This window comes from Kitasatospora sp. NPDC028961 (assembly GCF_055564815.1).
In genome coordinates, this window is sequence record NZ_JBVHVO010000005.1 from 1 (window position 1) to 20535 (window position 20535).

At 74.6% G+C, this 20535-nt stretch carries 18 protein-coding genes; 9 read left to right on the forward strand and 9 right to left on the reverse strand.

The features are described from left to right. Nucleotides 1-86: 86 nt before the first annotated feature. From ACZ4UX_RS12385 to ACZ4UX_RS12405, 5 genes are all read right to left on the reverse strand, one after another. The gene (locus ACZ4UX_RS12385; RefSeq protein WP_465706602.1) at nucleotides 87-1796 is read right to left on the reverse strand and encodes an ABC transporter family substrate-binding protein; all 1710 of its coding nucleotides are present in this window, start codon (nucleotides 1794-1796) and stop codon (nucleotides 87-89) included. Between the two features lie 177 nt (nucleotides 1797-1973). Next, nucleotides 1974-4259: a hypothetical protein gene (locus tag ACZ4UX_RS12390; RefSeq protein WP_465706603.1), complete on the reverse strand. Its 2286-nt coding sequence runs from the start codon at nucleotides 4257-4259 to the stop codon at nucleotides 1974-1976. Nucleotides 4260-4497: 238 nt separating this feature from the next. Further along, the gene (locus tag ACZ4UX_RS12395) at nucleotides 4498-4959 is read right to left on the reverse strand and encodes a DUF6113 family protein (protein WP_329489453.1); all 462 of its coding nucleotides are present in this window, start codon (nucleotides 4957-4959) and stop codon (nucleotides 4498-4500) included. Further along, entirely contained in the window at nucleotides 4956-5855 is a 900-nt protein-coding gene (gene mshB / locus ACZ4UX_RS12400) for an N-acetyl-1-D-myo-inositol-2-amino-2-deoxy-alpha-D-glucopyranoside deacetylase (RefSeq protein ID WP_465706604.1), read from the reverse strand. The genes ACZ4UX_RS12395 and mshB overlap by 4 nt, the downstream gene beginning before the upstream one ends. A 31-nt stretch (nucleotides 5856-5886) precedes the next feature. Next, nucleotides 5887-6081, reverse strand: a complete 195-nt coding sequence (locus ACZ4UX_RS12405; RefSeq protein ID WP_045939028.1) for a DUF2304 family protein — start codon at nucleotides 6079-6081, stop codon at nucleotides 5887-5889. A 316-nt stretch (nucleotides 6082-6397) separates the two neighbouring features. Here ACZ4UX_RS12405 and ACZ4UX_RS12410 point away from each other — a divergent pair, with 316 nt between their 5' ends. From ACZ4UX_RS12410 to ACZ4UX_RS12430, 5 genes are all read left to right on the forward strand, one after another. Next, nucleotides 6398-8587 carry a S9 family peptidase gene (locus ACZ4UX_RS12410; RefSeq protein ID WP_465706605.1) on the forward strand — a complete coding sequence of 730 codons (2190 nt, stop codon included), beginning with the start codon at nucleotides 6398-6400 and terminating at the stop codon, nucleotides 8585-8587. A 318-nt stretch (nucleotides 8588-8905) separates the two neighbouring features. Beyond that, entirely contained in the window at nucleotides 8906-9862 is a 957-nt protein-coding gene (locus ACZ4UX_RS12415; protein ID WP_359803298.1) for an ABC transporter ATP-binding protein, read from the forward strand. After that, on the forward strand, nucleotides 9859-10581 hold the full coding sequence (locus tag ACZ4UX_RS12420; protein WP_465706606.1) for an ABC transporter permease: 723 nt from the start codon (nucleotides 9859-9861) through the stop codon (nucleotides 10579-10581). Before ACZ4UX_RS12415 ends, ACZ4UX_RS12420 begins: the two co-directional genes overlap by 4 nt. Before the next feature lie 8 nt (nucleotides 10582-10589). Beyond that, nucleotides 10590-11816 carry a sensor histidine kinase gene (locus ACZ4UX_RS12425; RefSeq protein WP_359803294.1) on the forward strand — a complete coding sequence of 409 codons (1227 nt, stop codon included), beginning with the start codon at nucleotides 10590-10592 and terminating at the stop codon, nucleotides 11814-11816. Nucleotides 11817-11849: 33 nt separating this feature from the next. Continuing rightward, nucleotides 11850-12476, forward strand: coding sequence for a response regulator (locus ACZ4UX_RS12430; RefSeq protein WP_380388404.1), 627 nt, complete (start codon nucleotides 11850-11852; stop codon nucleotides 12474-12476). Nucleotides 12477-12517: 41 nt separating this feature from the next. Here ACZ4UX_RS12430 and ACZ4UX_RS12435 read toward each other — a convergent pair whose 3' ends face one another. Beyond that, nucleotides 12518-13411 carry a transglutaminase family protein gene (locus ACZ4UX_RS12435; protein ID WP_465706607.1) on the reverse strand — a complete coding sequence of 298 codons (894 nt, stop codon included), beginning with the start codon at nucleotides 13409-13411 and terminating at the stop codon, nucleotides 12518-12520. Between the two features lie 95 nt (nucleotides 13412-13506). Continuing rightward, nucleotides 13507-14520 carry a GNAT family N-acetyltransferase gene (locus ACZ4UX_RS12440; protein WP_465706608.1) on the reverse strand — a complete coding sequence of 338 codons (1014 nt, stop codon included), beginning with the start codon at nucleotides 14518-14520 and terminating at the stop codon, nucleotides 13507-13509. A gap of 130 nt (nucleotides 14521-14650) precedes the next feature. Between ACZ4UX_RS12440 and fdxA the strand changes: the two genes are divergently transcribed. Both fdxA and dapC read left to right on the forward strand, forming a co-directional pair. Beyond that, a complete protein-coding gene (fdxA, locus tag ACZ4UX_RS12445) occupies nucleotides 14651-14980 on the forward strand; it encodes a ferredoxin (RefSeq protein WP_329489462.1) in 330 nt (109 codons plus the stop codon). Between the two features lie 21 nt (nucleotides 14981-15001). Further along, the gene (gene dapC / locus ACZ4UX_RS12450; protein WP_329489463.1) at nucleotides 15002-16162 is read left to right on the forward strand and encodes a succinyldiaminopimelate transaminase; all 1161 of its coding nucleotides are present in this window, start codon (nucleotides 15002-15004) and stop codon (nucleotides 16160-16162) included. A gap of 94 nt (nucleotides 16163-16256) precedes the next feature. Here the strand turns inward: dapC and ACZ4UX_RS12455 are convergent, their stop codons facing one another. Beyond that, nucleotides 16257-17021, reverse strand: a complete 765-nt coding sequence (locus ACZ4UX_RS12455; RefSeq protein WP_352295889.1) for a hypothetical protein — start codon at nucleotides 17019-17021, stop codon at nucleotides 16257-16259. 328 nt (nucleotides 17022-17349) lie between these two features. Then, nucleotides 17350-18372 carry a VldE C-terminal domain-containing protein gene (locus tag ACZ4UX_RS12460; RefSeq protein ID WP_465706609.1) on the reverse strand — a complete coding sequence of 341 codons (1023 nt, stop codon included), beginning with the start codon at nucleotides 18370-18372 and terminating at the stop codon, nucleotides 17350-17352. 121 nt (nucleotides 18373-18493) lie between these two features. Between ACZ4UX_RS12460 and dapE the strand changes: the two genes are divergently transcribed. After that, nucleotides 18494-19567, forward strand: a complete 1074-nt coding sequence (gene dapE / locus ACZ4UX_RS12465) for a succinyl-diaminopimelate desuccinylase (RefSeq protein WP_465706610.1) — start codon at nucleotides 18494-18496, stop codon at nucleotides 19565-19567. Between the two features lie 145 nt (nucleotides 19568-19712). Next, nucleotides 19713-20522, forward strand: coding sequence for an LOG family protein (locus tag ACZ4UX_RS12470; RefSeq protein WP_329489467.1), 810 nt, complete (start codon nucleotides 19713-19715; stop codon nucleotides 20520-20522). The last annotated feature ends 13 nt before the right edge of the window (nucleotides 20523-20535 follow it).

Consider the following 20535-nt stretch of genomic DNA (forward strand, 5'->3'; position numbering starts at 1 on the left):
GAGCACGTAACCCCCCCCCCTCCCCCACCCTCCCCCCCCCCCCCCCCTCCTCCCCCCCCCCCCCCCCCCCCCCCCCGCCCGGCCGTTCACCGCTGGAAGGCGACGTTCTCCCAGACGATGTCGGACAGGCCCTGCGCACCGATGTTGGCCAGGTTGGCGCGGGCACCGTACAGCTGCGGGCGCTGGTAGAGCGGCAGCACCCCGGCCACCTTCCACAGCTCGCCGTCGGCCTGGTTGATGGCCTCGAAGGCGGTGGCCGCGTCGGTCGCGGCGGCGGCCCGGTCGAGGGCGGCGTCGGCGGTGGCGCTGCCGGCCAGGGAGTGGTTCGTGCCGCCGTTCTGGACGAAGTTGGCCCGGTTGCCGCTGGCGGGGAAGGGCGTCCCGAGCAGCGAGTAGGCGGCGATGTCGAAGTCGTGGCGGTTGACGTACTTGTCGAAGTACTCGTTGGCGGCAGCGGTCACCGTGGTGACCTTGACGCCGACGTCCTTGAGCATCCGGGTGGTCACGGCGGCCTCGTTCTGGGCCTGGGTGACCCCGGCCGGGATCACCATCCGCAGGTTCAGCTCCCGGCCGTCCTTCTTGCGGACGTCGCCGTCGAGCTTCCAGCCCGCCGCGTCCAGCTTACGGACGGCGTCGGCCGGGTCGAACCGGCTCAGGCCGAGCGAGTTGTCCCGGTAGGCGTTCTGGTTGGCCACCAGCAGGTGGTTGTTGAGGGTGACGGTGGGCCAGTCCAGGCCGCTGAGGTCGGAGCGGGTGATGGCGTCCCGGTTGATCGCCTGGAACAGGGCCTGCCGGACGGCCGGGTCGGTCAGCAGGGGGCTGCGGCTGTTCAGCGTGAACTGGCGGAAGTCGGGCCCGCCGGCGCGGCGCACGGCGGCGCCCTTGGTGCTCCTGATGAGCTGGTAGCCGGCCACGTCGGGGCCGTTGTTGAAGAAGTCGATCTCACCCTTGGCGAAGGCGGCGGCCATCGTGTTGGGCACCATGGCACGGAAGACGATCCGGTCCAGCAGCGGCTTCTCGCCCCACCACCCGGGGTCGGCGACCAGGGTGACCGTCTGCGCGGCCCGGTCCAGCTTCTCCACCTTGAACGGGCCGGCGGTGACCGGTATCGCGTCCAGGTAGGCGGAGTTGAACAGGTCCGCGGTGGCGATCCGGCTCGCGGGCAGCAGCGGGGCGTTGGCGGCGCCGTTGAACATCGACTGCCACTCGGAGAACGGCTTGTCGAAGGTCATCACGGCCTGGAAGTCGTCCCGGCCCCGCTCGACCGACGAGACCAGCTCGAAACCGGTGCTGCTGGAGGCCTTGAAGGCGGGGTCCTTCCCGTTCAGGGCGTGCCAGTTGGCCGCGATGTCGCGCCAGGTGAGCGGGGTGCCGTCGGACCACCTCGCCTTCGGGTTGAGCGTCCAGGTGACGACCTGGTGGCCGTCCCGGAGCTCGGACCGGGCGTCCTGGAGGTAGGCCGGGTTGATGCTCTGGCTGCCGGCCGCGTCGGAGCGGAAGAAGGTCGGCAGCAGCGGCTTGGTGACGGTGACCGTGGAGGACTCGCTGCCGTCGGTGTGGATCGGCGACCACTGGGTGGAGTACTGCGCGACCGCGACCCGCAGGGTGCCGCCCGGGCGGAGCTCGGCACGGTCGTGCGGATTGATGTCGACCGCGGTGAGCTTGGGCGATTCGAGCGGGGTCGGGGCGGCCTGGGCGCCGCCGGTGCCGGAGCCGCAGGCGCAGAGGGTCAGCGAGAGCGAGACGGCGGTGAGGCCGGCGAGCAGGGCCGTGCGGTGCGAGGTGAGGCGGCCCATGATGCTGCTCCCGGTGCGGATGTGAAGGACGTGACGGAGGGTACGGCGTCACATCTTGATGACCGGGGTGGTGAGTTGTCGAGGGGCGGGCCCGGATCCGGCCCCGCCCCTCGGTCGTTCGTCCACTCGCCGTGCGCCCGGTGCCGGTGGGCCGGCCCGGGCGGCGGGAGGCTCCGCTCAGGCGACGGTGAACTTGACCGTGCGCTCCTTGTCGCCGGTCTTGTCCAGCACCGAGGTGATGGCGTCGGCGACGTCCTGCGGAGTGATCGTGGCGGTCTGGCCGTTCTTCTTGATCTTCAGCTTGTCGAACACCGTGCCCAACTGGCCGGCGAGCGCGTCCAGGTCCCACTTGGGCACGATCTTGCCGGCGGCGTCGGGCACCAGGGTGAGCGTCTTGGGGGCGGTCTTCGGGCCGAAGTCCCAGGTCTTGGTGCCGGCCGTGATGTGGATCTTCCCGTTGACCGCGGACTTGCCGAGGCTGTCCGCGGCGGCCTGCAGGGCCTGCGGGGAGACCTTGGGCTGGGCGGCCGTCACGGTGAGGGCGACCGGCTGCTCGGCCTTGCCGGTGGCGCGGTCGCGGTAGGCCTGCTCGACCTGGTCCACGGCGGACGCGGCGTCGACCGCCTGGCCGGCCTTGCCGGGCACCACGACCGGCTCGCCGGCGTCGCCGAACCTGACGTAGCCCTCCTGGAGGCCCTGCCCGGACCCGGCGGCCAGCCCCTCCAGGGCGGCCTTGAGCTTGGCCCGGTCCACCTTGACCTCCGGCGGCACGGCCTTCTCGTCGCCCTTCAGCGAGGTGATCACGTCGACCGGGCTGTAGGAGTGCTGGGTGAGCCGGTCCACGGTGGCCGTGGTGTCGAAGCTCAGCCCGGCGACGGTCGGGTCGAGGTCCATCGCCTGGTCGCCGATCTTCAGCTTGACCGGCTGCTGGCCGGCCTTGCCGACCGTCTCGTCGAGCTGGTGGATCGCCTGGTCGCGGTTGCTGCCGCCGATGTCCGTGCCGAGCACCACGGTGCCCTTGGGGATGTCGGACTGGTTCAGCATCAGGCCGGTGCCGTACGCGGCGGCGCCGAGGAAGAGCACGCCCGCGACGCCGTAGACGCCGAGCTTGACGAGCTTCTTGCCGCGGCTCGGCCGGGCCTTGCCGGTGGCCGCCTTGGGGGCCTGCGGCGCGGCGGGCGCCGGCTGCTTCGGGGCGGGAGCGGTACCGGCCTCGGACTCCGGGCCGCCGGGGTACGGCCGGCCGGGGGCGGCGCTGCCGGGGCCGCCCGGCCGACCGGCCTGCGGGTCGGGCGGGGCCGTCGGCTGGGCGCCGGAGACGCCGGGAACGCCGGGGAAGAGGCCGCCGGGGGCGGCGGAGCCGTACGGCTCCGCGCCGGCCTGGGGGCGCTGGGCGGCGAACGGGTCGGCGCCGGCCGGGGCCGAGGCGAACAGGCCGTTCTGCGGGGAGCCGTTCGGCGGGAGGCCGTGCTGGGCCGTGCCGCCGGGCAGGCCGGATATGGCGGCGGGCGGGAGGGTCTCCTCGCGGATCGGCGCGAAGCCGTCCACCGAGGTGTCCTCCGGGTTCGCAGCGTCGGCCGGGCCGGCCATCGGGTGGCGCTGGCCCTGGCCCTGCGGAGCGCGGCGGGCCGCGAACGGGTCCGCGCCGGGGCCCGGGCCGAAGGGGTCGGCGCCGGGGCCGGTGGCGAACGGGTCCGCCGGGGCGTCCTCGTAGACGCCGGCCTCGTCCGCCGGGGCGTCCGGGCCGGCGCCGGTGCCGAACGGCGAGGCGGGTGCGCCGGTCGGGCGCGGGGCGGCGGCCTGCGCCGGTACCGCCCGGCCGTTCGGGCGGGCCGTGTCCGGGCCCGCGGTCCGGGCGGGGCGGGCGGCCTTGGGCCGGGCGCCGTTCGGGCGGGCCTCGGTGCCGGGGGCGGGCGCGGGGCCCGGCGCGAAGGGGTCGGCCGGGGCGTCCGCGGCGCCGGCCGGGACGGCGGCGGGCTCCGCCGGGCCCTTCTTCTGGCGCGGCCGGAACCACGCGCCGGTGGACTCCGACTCGGAGGTCGCGGGCGGGATCTCCCACTCCGGCGGCAGGTTCGGCGGGGTGGCCGTCCGCGCGCCGCCGTCCATCACCCCGAGGACGGGGGAGGCGGACGCGGCGGAGCGGTGCCGGGGTCCGGCCGGCTCGGCGGCGGCCGGCGGGGCCTCCTCGCCCTGGCCGTCCTCGTTCTTGACGGTGCTGCGGACCACCACGGGCGGGATCGGGCGCGAGCCCGGGATGTTGATCCGGACCCGCGTGGTCAGCGTGGTCTCCGTCTTCGGGGCTTCGTCCTCCCCGGCCGACGCGGAGCCCGGGGCGGCACCGGCACCCGCGCGGTCGCCGCCGGGGAAACCCGGTGTGCCGTAGGGCGGGGTGCCCGACGGGTAGGCGTCCGGGCCCGTCCGCCGAGGCGTCGGGTGGGCGTTGTCAGATTCGCGGCTGCTCAATGCTGCTCTGCTCCGGGTTCGCGGGCGGGCCGTGCGGCGCGACCGCGGTTCGTGGTCGCCGGGCCTGGCGGGCGGCGGTGGGGTACGGGCGTTCTGCGGCACCACCATACTGGGAAGAACTGACCGGTGAACCGGTTCGGATAGAACCTGATACGTCCGGTTCCTCCGGTATGAGAGTACGGCTGTGTGGTCCTGACTGCGCGTCGTACGCGGTACCGTACGCGGGCCGCCGGGGCGGTCAGCGCGGCGGGCCGGGCACTCCGGGGAACCAGCTCGTCCGGGTCGGCAGGGTGGCGCAGATCACGCCCAGGATCGAGCCCGCGAACAGCCAGGCGAGCGACGTGGCGTTGGTCCAGAGCACGTTGTCGCCCTCGGGCCGGGGGACCATCACCAGCAGCAGTGCCAGGAACCAGCCGGCCGCCGGCAGCGCGGCGCCGAGCCGGGTGCCGGTCACCCGCAGGCCCGCGTAGAACGTGGCGCCGGTGGCGGCGAGCGCCAGCAGGACTCCCACGGGCGGCCACAAGGCCTGCACAAATGCTCCGCAGACCGAGACCGCGACGCCCAGCAGGAAGAACAGGACATAGGCCGCGATCCGCCCGATCCGCGGGGGCTGCGGCTCGGCCAGCCGCTCGGCGCGGGTGCCGAGGACGGCCGCCGGGATCGAGCGGCGGCGGGCCTGCGGGGTGGCGGGCTCGGTCATCGGACACTCTCCTCGAAGGTGCTGTCCAGGCCGGCGAAGAGGTCGTCCTCCGGCAGCGGCCGTCCGGCCCGGCCGCGCACCAGCTGGTAGTACTCGGTGGCGACCAGCGGCTGGCCGAGGTCGTTGGAGAGCGTGAACCAGTCGCCGTGCACGGTGATCTGGGTGGCGTGGGCGGCCATCGCGGCCGCCTTGCGGTCGGCGTACGCGGCGCCGTCCAGCACGGTGGTGACCACGGCGTCGTCCACCACACCGGGTACGTCGGAGGGGCTCGCGACGCCGGGCGACGGCGCCTTGGCGGCCGTCTCGGCCAGCCCCCGCTCGATCACCGACCGGGGCATCCGGTTCCAGTACACCTTGGCGATCCGCCAGGCCGGGCCCAGGTCGGGCCGGTACGCCGGGTCGGCGGCCAGTTCGTACGCGCGCATCGCCACCCGGTGCGCCTGGATGTGGTCCGGGTGCCCGTAGCCGCCGTCCTCGTCGTAGGTGACCAGGACCTGCGGCCGCACCTCGCGGACCACCGCGACCAGGTGGCCGGCCGCCTCGTCCACGTCCGCCCGCCAGAAGCAGCCGGGCACGTCGTTGTCGGGGACGCCCATCATCCCCGAGTCGCGGTAGCGGCCGGGGCCGCCGAGGAAGCGGAAATCGGCGACGCCGACGGCGCGCATGGCGTCGGTCAGCTCGCCGATCCGGTAGGGGCCGAGGGTGTCGTCCCGATCCGCCGTCAGGTGGGCCAGCTCCGGCGGGATCACCTCGCCGCCCTCGCCGAGGGTGCAGGTCACCAGGGTGACCAGGGCGCCCTCGGCGGCGTACCTGGCCATCGTGGCGCCGTTGCCGATCGACTCGTCGTCGGGGTGGGCGTGCACCAGGAGCAGGCGGCGGCCGGTAGTCGCGGTCATGGGAGGAAGCCTAACGACCGCGTGCGGGGGCTCAGAGCTTCAGGCCGTTGATCATTCCGGCGAGGTTGCTGGTGACCTGGCTGATCGACGGCGCGATGGAGCTGGACGCCAGGTAGAAGCCGAGCAGCGCGCAGACGATCGCGTGCCCGAGCTTCAGGCCGGAGCGGCGGATCAGCACCACCACGATGACCAGCATCAGCATGGCTGCGGAGATGGACAAAGCCATGTCGGCTCACACCCCTTCTCGGGTGCGCCACCCCCTCGGGGAGGGCGGCGGTCGGGACCGTGCGGGACTTGCGGTCGGGCGACCGGGGCCCGGGACGGGGCCTGACGATCACTCGTTGAACCAGTCATACCCGATGTGTGAGGGGCGCATTACGTTCAGTGAGGCTACACGCGCCGGGGCATGGTGGCACAAATGGGGCGCATGGGCCGGTCGGAAGGGGTGCGGACCCCGTTCGGGGGTCCCGGTCGACGATGCTCCGAACGAGTGATCAAAATCCTCCGGGTGGGGGCGGGGGAACGTCGTAGGGTCTGGTGCCATGACCTCCCACACCCCTGCGGACACCTTCCCGCGGCAGTACGCGCGCACCTTGCGCTACACCGTCGGCGCCCCCCGGTCCTTCTCCGTCGCATCCGACGGCTCCCGGGTCGTCTTCCTGCGCTCCCTGCCCCGCCCCTCGGCCGGGGAGACCCCCCGCGCCGGCGACCGGGCCAACCGCCTCTGGACCCTCGACACCGCCACCGGCGAGGAGCGGATCGCGGCCGATCCGGTCGCCCTGCTCGGCGGCGGCGAGGAGGACCTCTCCCCGGCCGAGAAGGCCCGCCGCGAGCGCAGCCGCGAGGGCTCGGCCGGCATCGTCGGCTACTCCCTCGACGGGGCCGGCGCGCTGGCCGCCTTCGCCCTCTCCGGCCGCCTCTTCACGGCCGACCTGGTCGCCGGCGGCACCGTCGAACTGCCCGCCGAGGGCCCGGTGGTCGACCCCCGCCTCGCCCCGGACGGCGTCCACGTCGCCTACGCCAACACCGCCGGCGAGCTGCGGCTCACCCGCGCCGACGGGACGGCCGACCGGGCCCTCGCGCAGCCCGACGGCCCGGGCGTGACGTGGGGCCAGGCCGAGTTCATCGCCCAGGAGGAGATGAGCCGCGACCGCGGCTTCTGGTGGTCGCCGCAGAGCGACCGGCTGCTGGTCGAGCGGGCCGACGACACCCCGGTGCGCCGCTGGTGGATCGCCGACCCGGCCAACCCGGGCACCGAGCCCGCCGAGATCGCCTACCCCGCGGCCGGCACCGCCAACGCCGGCGTCGGGCTCTGGCTGATCGGCCTGGACGGCGGCCGGACGGAGGTCCGCTGGGACGACGCGGCCTTCCCGTACCTGGCCCGGGTGCACTGGTCGGCGGGCGGCGTGCCACTGCTGCTCGTCCAGGCCCGCGACCAGCGCAGCCAGCGCATCCTCGGGGTGGACGTCGAGACCGGTGCCACCGAGGTGCTGTTCGAGGAGCACGACGACGCCTGGCTGGAGCTCTTCCAGGGCGTGCCCGCCTGGACGCCGGACGGCAAGCTGGTCCGGATCTCCGACGGCGCGGGCGAGGACGGCGTGCGGGCACTGGTGATCGGCGACCAGACCGTCACCGGCGCCGACCTGCTGGTGCGCTCGGTGGTGGCGGTGACGGCCGAGGAGGTCTTCTTCACCGCCTCCGGCGGCGCCGGCGAGACCGACCCCGAGCCGGGCTGGATCGCGGTCGGCCGGATCAGCCACGACGGCAAGCGGCTCTCCTGGGAGGCCGCCAACGACCGGCCGTTCACCTCGGTCACGTCGGCGGTGCACGCGGCCGGCATCACCGTGCGGGCCACCGCCGAGCCCGACCTGCCGGGCACGCTGGTGCAGGTCGCCCGGGACCTTCCGGAGGGCGTGGTGGTCGACGTCGTCGCCACCGTCGCGTCCTACGCCGAGACGCCGGTGCTCACCGCGCGCCCGGTGTTCCGCTTCGCGGGCGAGCGCCGCATCCCCGCCGCGGTCTTCCTGCCCACCGGCTACGACCGCGAGCGGGACGGCCTGCTGCCCGTCCTGATGGACCCGTACGGCGGCCCGCACGGGCAGCGCGTCGTCCAGGCGCACAACCCGCACCTCAACTCGCAGTGGTTCGCCGACCAGGGCTTCGCGGTGGTCGTCGCCGACGGGCGCGGCACCCCCGGGCGCGGGCCGGCCTGGGAGAAGTCGATCGCCTTCGACTTCGCCGGCGCGACCCTGGACGACCAGGTGGACGCGGTGCGGGCGCTCGCCGAGGAGTTCCCGCTGGACCTCGGCCGGGTCGCCATCCGCGGCTGGTCGTACGGCGGCTACCTCGCGGCGCTCGCCGTGCTGCGCCGCCCGGACGTCTTCCACGCGGCCGTGGCCGGCGCCCCGGTGACCGAGTGGGAGCTGTACGACACCCACTACACCGAGCGCTACCTGGGCCACCCCGCCGAGCGGCCCGAGGTCTACGCGGCCAACTCGCTGACCGGCCACGCGGCCGGGCTGGAGCGCCCGCTGATGATCATCCACGGTCTGGCGGACGACAACGTGGTGGCCGCGCACACCCTGCGGCTCTCCTCGGCGCTGCTCGCGGCCGGCCGGCCGCACACCGTGCTGCCGCTCTCGGGCGTGACGCACATGACCCCGCAGGAGGAGGTCGCGGAGAACCTGCTGCTGCTCCAGGTCGACTTCGTGAAGAAGTCGCTCGGCCTCTGAGGCGGGCGGCTCCGAGGTTCAGCGGAGGGGGGCCGTCAGGGCGCCGGGGCCCGCGGACGAGCGGTGCCGAGGCGCCCTCCGGCCGCGGGTGCCCGCACGGGGTCGACAGGCCCGGCCCCGGTGCGGACGCCGGCCCCCGGCACCGACAGACGGCGCGCGACCTGCGGCTTCGGTGGCCGGTACCCGTGACACGGGTACCGGCCACCGGCATGACATCCGTCATGCCGAAGGCACGACGGCGGCCACTGCCGCCGGGCCGGGGCCGCGCGGGACTCTGAGCTGGTGCGAACGACACCAGCAGGGGAGAGGACCGGGTCGATGGGTACCGAGGTGGCCGCCTTCCGGGGCGTGGGCAAGAGCTACGGACGGGTGCGGGCGGTGGACGGGCTCGACCTCGTGCTGCGGCCGGGCGAGACCGTCGCGCTGCTCGGCCCGAACGGCGCCGGCAAGTCCAGCAGCCTCGACCTGCTGCTCGGCCTGCGCGAGCCGGACCGCGGCAGCGTCACGCTGTTCGGCGGTGCCCCGCGCGCCGCGATCGCGGCCGGCCGGGTCGGCGCGATGCTGCAGAGCGGCGGGCTGATGGCGGACGTCAAGGTCCGCGAGCTGGTCGGGCTGGCCTGCGACGTCCACCCGCGCGGCCGGGCCGTCCGGGAGGTGCTCGTCGACGCCGGGATCACCGAGCTGGCCGAGCGGCGGGTCGACAGGCTCTCCGGCGGCCAGGAGCAGCGGGTGCGCTTCGCGCTGGCGATCGCCGGGGCCAACGACCTGATCGTGCTGGACGAGCCCACCACCGGCATGGACGTCTCGGTCCGCCGGTCGTTCTGGGCGAGCATGCGGGCGCAGGCCGACGCCGGGCGCACGGTGCTGTTCGCCACCCACTACCTGGAGGAGGCGGACTCGATCGCCGACCGCGTGCTCGTGCTGCACCGGGGCCGGCTGATCGCGGACGGTACGTCCGCCGAGATCAAGGCGAAGGCCGGGGCCCGCCGGATCACCTTCGAGCTGCACGACGTGGACGGCCCGTTCGAGGAGGCGGCGCTGCGTCGCCTGCCGGGGGTGCTGGCCCTGGACGTCAGCGGCCGGGTCCCGGGGGTGCGAACCGTCCGGATCCGGACGGCGGACGCCGACGCGGGCGTCGCCGGGCTCTACCGGGCGGGTCTGTACCCGCGCGGGCTGGAGGTGACCGGCCTGGGCCTGGAGCAGGCCTTCCTGACCATCACCGGCGAGCAGGACACCGCCGACACCACCGAGTTCGCGACGGAGGCCGCCCGATGACCACGCTGATCCGGCTGGAGATCACGCGCACCCTGCGCAACAAGCGGTACGTGCTCTTCACGGTGCTCTACCCGGCGCTGATGTACTTCTTCTTCATCCACGCCTACGGCACCGACCAGGTGGCCGGCGGCCTGCCGGTGAAGACCTACTTCATGGTCTCGATGGCCACCTTCGGCGCGGTCGGCGCGGTGCTCACCGGCAGCGCGCAGCGGATCTCGCTGGAGCGCAGGAGCGGCTGGGTGCGCCAGCTGCGGCTGACGGCGCTGCCCGGCCGGGCGTACACCGGCGCCAAGATCGCCGCCGGCGCGGTCACGACGCTGCCCGCGATCCTGGTGGTATTCGGGGTCGGGGCCGCCCAGGGCGTGCGGATGGGGGCCGCCGAGTGGGCCGGCCTGGCCGTGGCGCTCTGGCTGGGCAGCTTCGTCTTCGCGGCGCTCGGGGTGGCGCTCGGCTACGCGGCGGGGGCGGACTCGGTGCAGACCGTCGTGATGATCACCTACATGGTGATGGCGCTGTTCGGCGGGACGTGGTTCCCGGTGACCGGCACGCTGCGGACGATCGCCCAGGTCAACCCGGTCTACCTGTACAACCGGCTGGCCGGCTTCACTCGGCCCGGGCAGTCGCTGGACCTGGTCGCGGTCGGCGGTCTGGCCGGCTTCCTGGTGGTCTTCACCGCGGCCGCGGCCGTGCTGTACCGCCGGGACACCCGGCGGGCATGATGGCCACCATGTCCGACACGCCCCGTACCCACCGCACCGACGAGCCGGAGGCGGGGCCGGTGTCCTTCATGAACGTCCCCGGCGCCACCGTGGAGAACCGGCGGCAGCTGCTGGTCAAGGTCAGCTGGATGCTGCTCTGGATGGTCTACCTGCTCTACCCGGTGGGCGACCTGCTCAAGGACGGGCACTCGCCCGCGGCGACGGTGGCCGGCTGGATCGCCCTGGTGGCGTTCGTCGGCTGCTACGTCAGCCTGGTGGTGTTCCGTTCGATGGCCGGCATGCGGCCGCTGGCCTGCCGGGTGGTGGTCGCGGCGATGATCGTGACGGCGGTCGTCACCTCCTTCGGCCTCGGCACCGCGTGGCTCACGCTCTTCACCTACGCCTCGGTCGCCGTGGCGATCATCGCGCCGGTGCGCTTCGCGCTCGCCGGGGTCGCCGCGATGGCCGGGCTGACCGTCGTGGTCGGGCTGCTCAGCCGTGCCGACCACGGGGACATCCCCACCATCGCGCTCACCGCCTTCCTCTCCGGGGCCGCCATGACCGGGCTGCAGCGCCTCGTCGCGACCATGCGGGAGCTGCGCGAGGCACGGGCCGCCGTCGCCCACCTCGCCGCCTCGGAGGAGCGGCTGCGGATGGCCCGGGACCTGCACGACCTGCTCGGGCACTCGCTGTCGCTGATCACGCTGAAGAGCGAGCTGGCCGGGCGCTTCATGGACGGCGGCAAGGAGGAGGCCGCGCGGGCGCAGGTCGCCGACATCGAGAAGGTGGCCCGGCAGTCGCTGATCGACGTCCGGGAGGCGGTGACCGGCTTCCGCCGGCCCACCCTGCCGGTCGAACTCGCCGCCGCCCGGACGGCGCTGGCGGCCGCGCAGGTCAGCCTGGAGGCGGCGCCGGAGCTGGTGGACGCCTGGCCCGGGCTGGCCAACGAGGAGGCCGGCGCGCTGGCCTGGGCGCTGCGCGAGGCGGTCACCAACATCGTCCGGCACGGCGAGGGGGCCACGGTCTGCACGGTGCGGGCGGACGAGACGTGGGAGGGCGGCGGCGAGCGGTACGCCGTCCTGGAGGTCTGCGACAACGGGGCCGGGCCGGGCAAGTCCGGGCCGGGCAACGGGCTCTCCGGGCTGGAGGAGCGGCTGGCGCTGGTCGGCGGCCGGTTGGAGACCGGCCCGGGCGACCGCGGCCGGGGGTTCCGGCTGCGCGCGCTGGTCCCGCTGCGCTCGGTCTCCGTCGTGTAGGGGCGCGGGCCTAAGGTCGTCGGCATGAGTGAGATGCGAAACGACGGTGCCCCGTCCGTCCGCGTGCTGCTGGCGGAGGATCAGGGGATGGTCCGGGAGGCGCTGGCCGCGCTGCTCGGGCTGGAGGGGGACATCGACGTGGTGGCCCAGGTGGGGCGCGGCGACGAGGTGGTGGACGCGGCGGTCGCCCACGACGTGCAGGTCGCGGTGCTGGACATCGAGATGCCCGGCATGACCGGGATCGAGGCCGCGGCGGAGCTGCGCCGGCTGCGGCCGCAGACCAGGGTCGTGATCGCGACCACCTTCGGCCGCCCCGGCTACCTGCGGCGGGCGATGGAGTCGGGGGCGGACGCCTTCCTGGTCAAGGACGCCCCGGCGGCCGAGCTGGCGGAGGCGATCCGCCGGGTGCTGCGCGGCGAGCGGGTGATCGATCCGGTGCTGGCCGCCGCCGCGCTCGCCGAGGGGGCGAACCCGCTGACGGCACGCGAGCGGGACGTGCTCGCGGCCGCCGCGGACGGCGCCGTGAACGCCGAGATCGCCCGCCGGCTGCACCTGTCCGAGGGGACGGTGCGCAACTACCTCTCGATGGCGATCCAGAAGACCGAGGCCCGCAACCGCACCGAGGCGGTCCGGATCGCCCGCGAGAAGGGCTGGCTGTAGGCCCGGCGCGGACCGGACGGACGGGGCGCGCCCGGCGGCGGTCAGTTGAGCCGGTGCCGGGCCGCCCGGGCCTCCAGGCGGACCTTCGCCGCGGTGTCCGGGTCGAAGGCGTCCAGGATCTCGGCGTAGGCGTCCATCTCGGCCGAGCCGCCGAGGAAGTCGCCGGTCCGCACCAGCAGTTCCGCCCGCTCCAGCCGGAGCTGGGCCGGGTGCCGGGGCAGCAGCAGGGAGAGTTCGGTGGCCCAGAGCTGGGTGCGGGCGTGCTCGGGGCGCTCGGCGGCCCAGGCGCGGATGTTGCCGAGCACCCGCAGCACGGTGTCCAGCGGCTGGGCCGGGGTGAGCAGTTCGGGCGAGAACGGGTGGCCGGCGGCCCGGACCAGGCCGGCCGCGTCCTCCAGGTCGAGCAGCCGCCCGCCGTGGAACGGGTCGGCCAGGACGTAGTCGTCCCCGCCGTCCGGGCCGCCGACCGCGACGATGAAGTGGCCCGGCAGCGCGATCCCGTGCACCGGCACGCCGGCCCGCCGGCCGACCGCCGTCCAGACCAGCGCGAGCATGATCGGCAGGCCGCGCCGGCGCCGCAGCACGTAGGGCAGCAGCGAGGACTCCAGCCTCCGGTAGTCGGACTGCCGCCCGTGGAACCGCTCCCGCCCGCCGAGCACGGCGGCCAGCAGCGCGGCCGTCTCCTCCGGCCCGGCCGGGGCCCGCTCGGCGACGGCGAGCCGGACGGCGGCGGCGTGCCGCTCCAGGGCCGCCTCGCAGGCGGCCAGCAGGGCCTCCAGGGTGGGCGGGTCCCGGGGGTCGTCCGGGTCCGGGACGGGGCTGTGTTCGGCGGCGGCGAGCAGGCAGAGCAGCACCGGATCGGGGTGCTCGGCCCGGGCCTCGGTCCGGAAGCGTGCTCGGCTCTGCTCGGTCACGGTGGCTGCGACGGCTTTCATGCGGGCGGACGGACAGGCGGAACGGAACTGACGGGTGGCACCGGCGGCCGGGCCGACGGGCGGGTGGGGCGGACGGACGTGGCGCCACGACCGCGCTACCCCTGGGGCAGGCGGGCGTAGTGGTAAGTGTGACTGGTCGTGAAGCCAAGTCCGTCATAGAGCGCGATCGCACCATCGTTCTCCGCCTCGACCTGGAGGTGGGCACCGGTCGCGCCCTCCTCGGCGGCCCGGGCGGCGAGCACCGCCATCAGCGTGGTGGCCAGGCCCGCACGGCGGGCGTACGGGGCGACCTCGATCGCGCCGAAGCAGGCCCACGGGCCGTCGATGACGCAGCGTCCGATGGCCAGCGGCGGCTGCCCGGGTGCGCCCGGCGCGGTGGCGAACCAGACCGACGGGCCGCCGTGGATCACCTGCCGCGCCGCCTCCTCCACCGCCGGGTCGCCGGTCACCCGCCGGTACAGCGACATCCACTCGGCGCCGGCCGTCCGGGCGAGCCGCACGCGCCGGTGGCCGGAGCCGAGCCGGGCCAGCGGGGCCAGCGGGGCGACCCGCACCAGCGTCGGCGAGTACGCCGCGCCCAGCCGGTCCAGCTCGCCGCGCAGGTCCTCGGGCGAGCCGGGCGTGCTGACCTCCACCCAGGCCGGCAGGCCGCGCGCCGCGTACCACCGCCGGACGGTCGCGAGCGCCTCGTCCAGGGGCAGGCCGGGGTCGCCGAGGGTCTGGACCGAGTTGGCCCGCCGGGTGAAGCCGGCGGACGCCCGCAGCGTCCACCCGCCGAGCGGCTCCTGCTCGACGGCGGGCCAGCCGCGCGCGGCGATCCGCTGGAGCTCCTCCGGCGGGGCGACGGGCAGCGCGGCCCGCCGGGCCGGGAAGAGCGGCACCACCTTGCCCGCGACCAGCAGCTTCTCCGCGAAGGTGACCGGAGCGCCGCGCCGCGGGGCGACGGTAAGCTCATGATCGTCCCAGGATGTGAGCACACCGATCACATCGCGGAATACCGGCCTGTCGTCCACGAACTCCGCGACACGCCGAACTGACACCCGTAGTCCCACGTCAGAGCGATCTATCCGGACCTCCGGACGGTCCTGGACCGGCCCGCCAGCCGCCATCTGGGCACCTCCTGTGCATTTGCGGTCTCCGACCCGCGATACTAGGGGCGGGCATCGACGACGCCGCGCTCACCCGCGCACGCGAGCAAACAGAATGGGCCGCCGAGCCCTTCCGAGGAGGAACGACAGCGTGACCTACGTCATCGCGCAGCCTTGTGTCGACGTCAAGGACAAGGCCTGCATCGAAGAGTGCCCGGTTGACTGCATCTACGAGGGCGAGCGATCGCTCTACATCCACCCGGATGAGTGTGTCGACTGCGGCGCTTGCGAGCCGGTCTGCCCGGTCGAGGCGATCTTCTACGAGGACGACACTCCGGAGGAGTGGAAGGACTACTACAAGGCGAACGTCGAGTTCTTCGACGACCTCGGTTCGCCCGGTGGCGCCTCGAAGCTCGGCCTGATCGAGCGCGACCACCCCTTCATCGCCGCTCTGCCGCCGCAGAACACCGACGAGCACTGAACGATCGGTGGCAACTGAGCTGTGAGTACCAAGAACAGCACGCACGCGCCGTTCCCGGGCCACCCGGGGGCGGCGCGCCGCGTTTCCGATCTCCTGCCGGTCTTCCCCTGGGACAAGCTGGAGCCGTACAAGAAGACGGCGCTGGCCCACCCCGGCGGGCTCTGCGACTTCTCGGTGGGCACCCCGGTCGACCCGGTTCCCGAGGTGATCCAGAAGGCGTTGGCCGCGGCCACCGACACGCCCGGCTACCCGACCGTCTGGGGCCCGCTGGAGCTGCGCGAGGCGATCGCCGGGTGGCTGCGCCGCCGGGTCGGCGCCGAGATCGGCCCGCAGGCCGTCCTGCCCACGGTCGGCTCCAAGGAACTGGTGGCCTGGCTGCCGACCCAGCTCGGCCTCGGCCCCGGTGACCAGGTGGCCTACCCGCGGCTGGCCTACCCGACCTATGAGGTCGGCGCGCGGCTCTGCGGCGCGGAGCCGGTCGAGTACGACTCGGTGGACGAGCTGGACGGCTCGCGGGTCCGCCTGCTCTGGGTCAACTCGCCCTCCAACCCGACCGGCCGGGTGCTCGGCGCGGACGAGCTGCGCCGCGCGGTCGAGTGGGCCCGGGAGCACCGGGCGCTGCTGGTCAGCGACGAGTGCTACCTGGAGCTGGGCTGGGAGGCCGACCCGGCCTCCGTGCTGCACCCGGACGTCTGCGGCGCCGCCGACGACGGGACGCAGCACGAGGGCCTGCTGGCCGTCCACTCGCTGTCCAAGCGCTCCAACCTGGCCGGGTACCGCGCCTCCTTCGTGGCGGGCGACCCGGTGGTGGTCAAGGAGCTGCTGGGGGTGCGCAAGCACGGCGGGATGATCGTCCCGGCCCCGGTCCAGGCGGCGGTCGTCGCGGCGCTCGCCGACGACGCGCACGTGGCCGAGCAGCGCGGGCGCTACGCCGCCCGCCGGGCGGCCCTGCGCGCGGCGCTGGAGGCGTACGGCTTCCGGGTGGAGCACTCGGAGGCGAGCCTGTACCTGTGGGCGACCCAGGACCGGCCGTGCTGGGAGACGGTGGCCGAACTGGCCGGGCTGGGCATCCTGGTGGCGCCCGGCGACTTCTACGGGCCGGCCGGCGAGCGGTTCGTCCGGGTCGCGTTCACCGCGACCGACGAGCGGGTCGCGGCGGCCGTGGAGCGGCTGCGCGGCTGACCCGCGGAGCCCGAGCGCGGCGAAGGGGGCCGGTGTCCAGGACGGGACACCGGCCCCCTTCGGTGCTGTGCGGGGCGCGCCGGGCGGCGCCGGATCAGCCGATCGGCAGGCCGCCGAGGCCACCGCCGCCGATCCCGCCGAGCAGGCCGGTGATCGGGCTGAGACCGGCCAGCGGGGAGTTCGGGCCGAGGTCGGCGCCGCCGAGGCGGTTGGCCGAGCCGTGCTCGGCCAGGCCGAGCACGTCCGTGCCGGGGACGTCGGCCGGCAGCGCGCGGCCCAGGGCGCCGAGCGGGAGCGCGTCGGTCACGGCGTTGGTCCCGGGGACGGCGCCGGCGAGCGCACCGGCGCCCGGCAGCCCCTGGGTCAGGCCGGCGGTCTGCGAGAGCCCGCCGACCGGGTTGGCGCCGGCGGCCGCGCTGCGGCCGGTCGCGCCCGGGCCGCCGTTGACGGCCTCGCCGAGCTTGCCGGCCAGTGCGGCGGCGACCTTCGGGGTGATGCCGGAGAGCTGGCCCGTGGTGGCGGCGGTCTTGTCCACCGGGGCGGTCAGCGAGCTGGCCTTCTCGTTCGCCTCGGGCAGCTGGTGGGCGACGATGTTGCCGGTGGCGTCGGCGGTCGCCGGGACGCCCGCGGCGACGGTGGCGGCGCCGGTGTCCCCGGCGGCCTGGCCCAGCTCGTGGGTGGTGTGCTGCAGGGTGGATCCCGCGTCGGTGTTGGTCAGCTGGCCGAGCGGCGCCGCCAGGTCGGACTTGGGCAGCAGCGCGTCGGCGGCGGACGCGGTGCCGGCCGCGACGAGCGGGGTCGCGCCGGCCGCCACGAGCAGTGCGGCCTGGGCGATCCGGCGCGTGAGGGAGTGAGACATGGGGCTCCTCGAAAGGGTCTTGGGTCCGTCCTGTCCGCCGGGCGGACGACGTTCTTACCGCTTCAGAAGCCAGAAGGTTTCGGCCGGTGCAAGGAAACGGCCTTACCGACGATCGGATCGTAGGACCGGTACCGGGGGGTGGCGAACGGCCCGGCCGCGGGCGTGCGGGCGGTGCGGGCCAAGGGGAGTGACGGTTCTTCGGGTCGGGCTCCGGCGTCGGCCGCCCGTCCACCTGGATTGACCGGAATCACTCCTTCGGCGGCAACCCGGACACCAGTGCGTCAGCCCGCCGGAGCGGCCGTTCGGAGCCGCTCCGGCGGCCTTCCGCTCAGGACTTCCCGACCGGGGCGAGCGAGACCAGCACCAGCTTGGTCGAGGTGCCCGTCGGCTGGGGCTTCCAGCCGCCCTCGGACTTGGACTTGCGCCAGATCTTGCCGTCGTAGGCGATCGTCTCGATGCCCAGCTGCTGGGCCTGGGTCACCGCCCAGTGCGCCACCTCCCAGCCGTTCTGCCGCTCGGCGTCCGGGCCGGCGTCGGTGCTCGCCGCCGGGTCCGGGGTCAGCGAGACGGCCTGCTCGGCGCCCTTGACGGTCGAGGTGTAGCCGGCCGCCGGCGTCACCGTCCGGCCGAACTCGCGGCGCACCCGGTCGCTCAGCACCTGCACCCGGTCGGGCAGCGGGGCCGCGGCGGCCGGGGCCGCGGGGGAGCCGGTGGCGGTCGGCGCGGTGTCGTCGGGCTCCGGCTCGGGCGCGGCGAAGTCGTGCACCACGCAGTTCAGCGTGCCCGCCTCGCGGCCGGTCAGCGCCGAGGCGAGCAGTGTCGCCTTGGTCTCGTGCTTGGCGTAGGCCTGCGGGTAGCCGCTCTTCTGCACCTGCTGGGCCGCGTCGGTCAGCGGCAGCCGGGTGTAGCCGGGGACCTTGACCAGGCCGTCCAGGAACTTGTTGGTCGCGTAGACCGGGTCCATGATCTGCTCCACGGTGCCCCAGCCCTGCGAGGGACGCTGCTGGAAGAGGCCGACCGAGTCCCGGTCGCCGCCCGCCAGGTTGCGGATCTTGGACTCCTGCATCGCGGTGGCCAGCGAGATGGTCACCGCGCGGTCCGGCAGCCCGCGCGAGTGCGCCACGGCGGCGATCGTCGCGGCGTTGGCCGCCTGCGGGATCTCCAGGGTGCCCTCGCCCGAGGCGGTCTTGACCGTGCAGCCCTCGGGCGTCAGCTTGGTGTCGCGCAGCCAGTACAGGCCGACCGCGACCACCACGAGCGCCAGCAGGACGACCAGCACCGCGCGCAACGGCCTGCGCCGCCGTCGGGGCGCCGTGTCGCCGCCCTGCTCGCCGCGCCTCTTCCTGGCCACCGCCGCCCCTCTCCACGCTGTTCCTGATCGCACACCGTACCCACTCGGACGGATGTGCGGCGCCACCGGTTGCGATCCGCCGCACGGGGCGGCCGGTCGCCCACGACTAGGCTGAAGGACCATGAGCAGCTCTGACACGCCCCTGGACCTCACCCTCGACGGCGGTGCGCTGACCGCCCGGCTCGTCGACTTCCCCTCGGTCAGCGGCGACGAGCAGGCGCTCGCCGACGCCGTCGAGGCGGCGCTGCGGGCCTACCCGCACCTGACCGTGGACCGGTACGGCAACAACGTGGTGGCCCGTACCGGCCTGGGCCGCGCCGAGCGCGTGCTGCTCGCCGGCCACCTGGACACCGTGCCGATCGCCGACAACGTGCCCTCCTACGTCGAGGGCGACCTGCTCTACGGGTGCGGCACCTCCGACATGAAGTCCGGGGTGGCCGTCCAGCTCCGGCTGGCCGCCACCCTGGCCGAGCCCAACCGGGACCTCACCTTCGTCTTCTACGACTGCGAGGAGGTGGAGGCCCACCGCAACGGCCTCGGCCACCTCGCCGCCCGGCACCCGGACTGGCTGGCCGCCGACTTCGCCGTGCTGATGGAGCCCAGCGGGGCCGCCGTCGAGGGCGGTTGCCAGGGCACCATGCGGATCCAGGTCCGGCTGACCGGGGTGCGCGCCCACGCGGCCCGCGGCTGGCTCGGCGACAACGCCATCCACCACGCCGCCGAGGTGCTCGGCCGGCTCGCCGGGTACGAGCCGCGCCGGGTGGAGATCGACGGCCTGGAGTACCGCGAGGGCCTGAACGCCGTCCGGATCGACGGCGGCGTGGCCGGTAACGTCATCCCCGACGAGTGCGTCGTGACGGTCAACTTCCGCTTCGCGCCGGACCGTAGCGAGGCGGAGGCCGAGAAGCACCTGCGCGAGGTCTTCGACGGCTTCGAGGTGACCGTCACCGACTCCGCCCCCGGCGCCCTCCCCGGGCTCGACCAGCCGGCCGCCCGGGCCTTCCTGGCCGCCACCGGCGGCGTCGCCCGGGCCAAGTTCGGCTGGACCGACGTCGCCCGGTTCAGCGCCTTCGGCATCCCGGCGGTCAACTACGGCCCGGGCGACCCGAACATGGCGCACAAGCGGGACGAGTACTGCTCGCTCGCCGCGATCGCCGAGACCGAGGAGCGACTGCGCGCCTGGCTGACCGACTGAGCCGCCGCGGCCGGCCGGACGGTCCGCCGCCGGCCGGCGCGGCCGCCCGGACCAGCCGGTCCGTCGTCGAACGCCATCTTCCGGTTGCCCAACCGACCTCTCACCGTTGCCTGAAAACCGGGATCGTCGGGCGTAGGGTTTCGTCATGACAGGCACTGGAGACGAGAAGCACTACGGACACGGGCCCGAGCAGGTGGGCGAGCCGCGCCCGAAGAAGGCGTGGCCCGAGAAGCAGAAGGGCCCGGTGCTGGTGCGCCGGGACCAGGTCGGCACCAGCACGACGGACCAGCGCCTGCTGGACACCACCGGCCCGACGGACTGGCTGCACACCGACCCCTGGCGGGTGCTGCGGATCACCTCGGAGTTCGTCGAGGGCTTCGGCGCGCTGGCCGAACTCCCGGCCGCGATCAGCGTCTTCGGCTCCGCCCGGACGCCGGTCGACTCCCCCGAGTACGCGGCGGGCGTGGCGATCGGCCGGGCGCTGGCGGAGGCCGGCTACGCGGTGATCACCGGCGGCGGCCCGGGTGCGATGGAGGCGGCCAACCGCGGCGCCTCGGACGCCGGCGGCCTGAGCGTGGGCCTCGGCATCGAGCTGCCCTTCGAGCAGGGGCTCAACGAGTTCGTCGACCTCGGGCTGAACTTCCGCTACTTCTTCGTCCGCAAGACGATGTTCGTGAAGTACGCGCAGGGCTTCGTGGTGCTGCCCGGCGGCCTCGGCACGCTGGACGAGATGTTCGAGGCACTGACCCTGGTGCAGACGAAGAAGGTCACCCGGTTCCCGGTGATCCTCTTCGGCAGCGAGTACTGGGGCGGCCTCTACGAGTGGCTGAAGAACACCCTGGTCGCGCAGGGCAAGGCGGCCCCGCACGACCTGGAGCTGTTCCACATCACCGACGACATCGACGAGGTCATGAAGATCCTCGCCGACGCACGCCGCCCGGCGAACGAGATCTGAGGGCGGCGGGAGC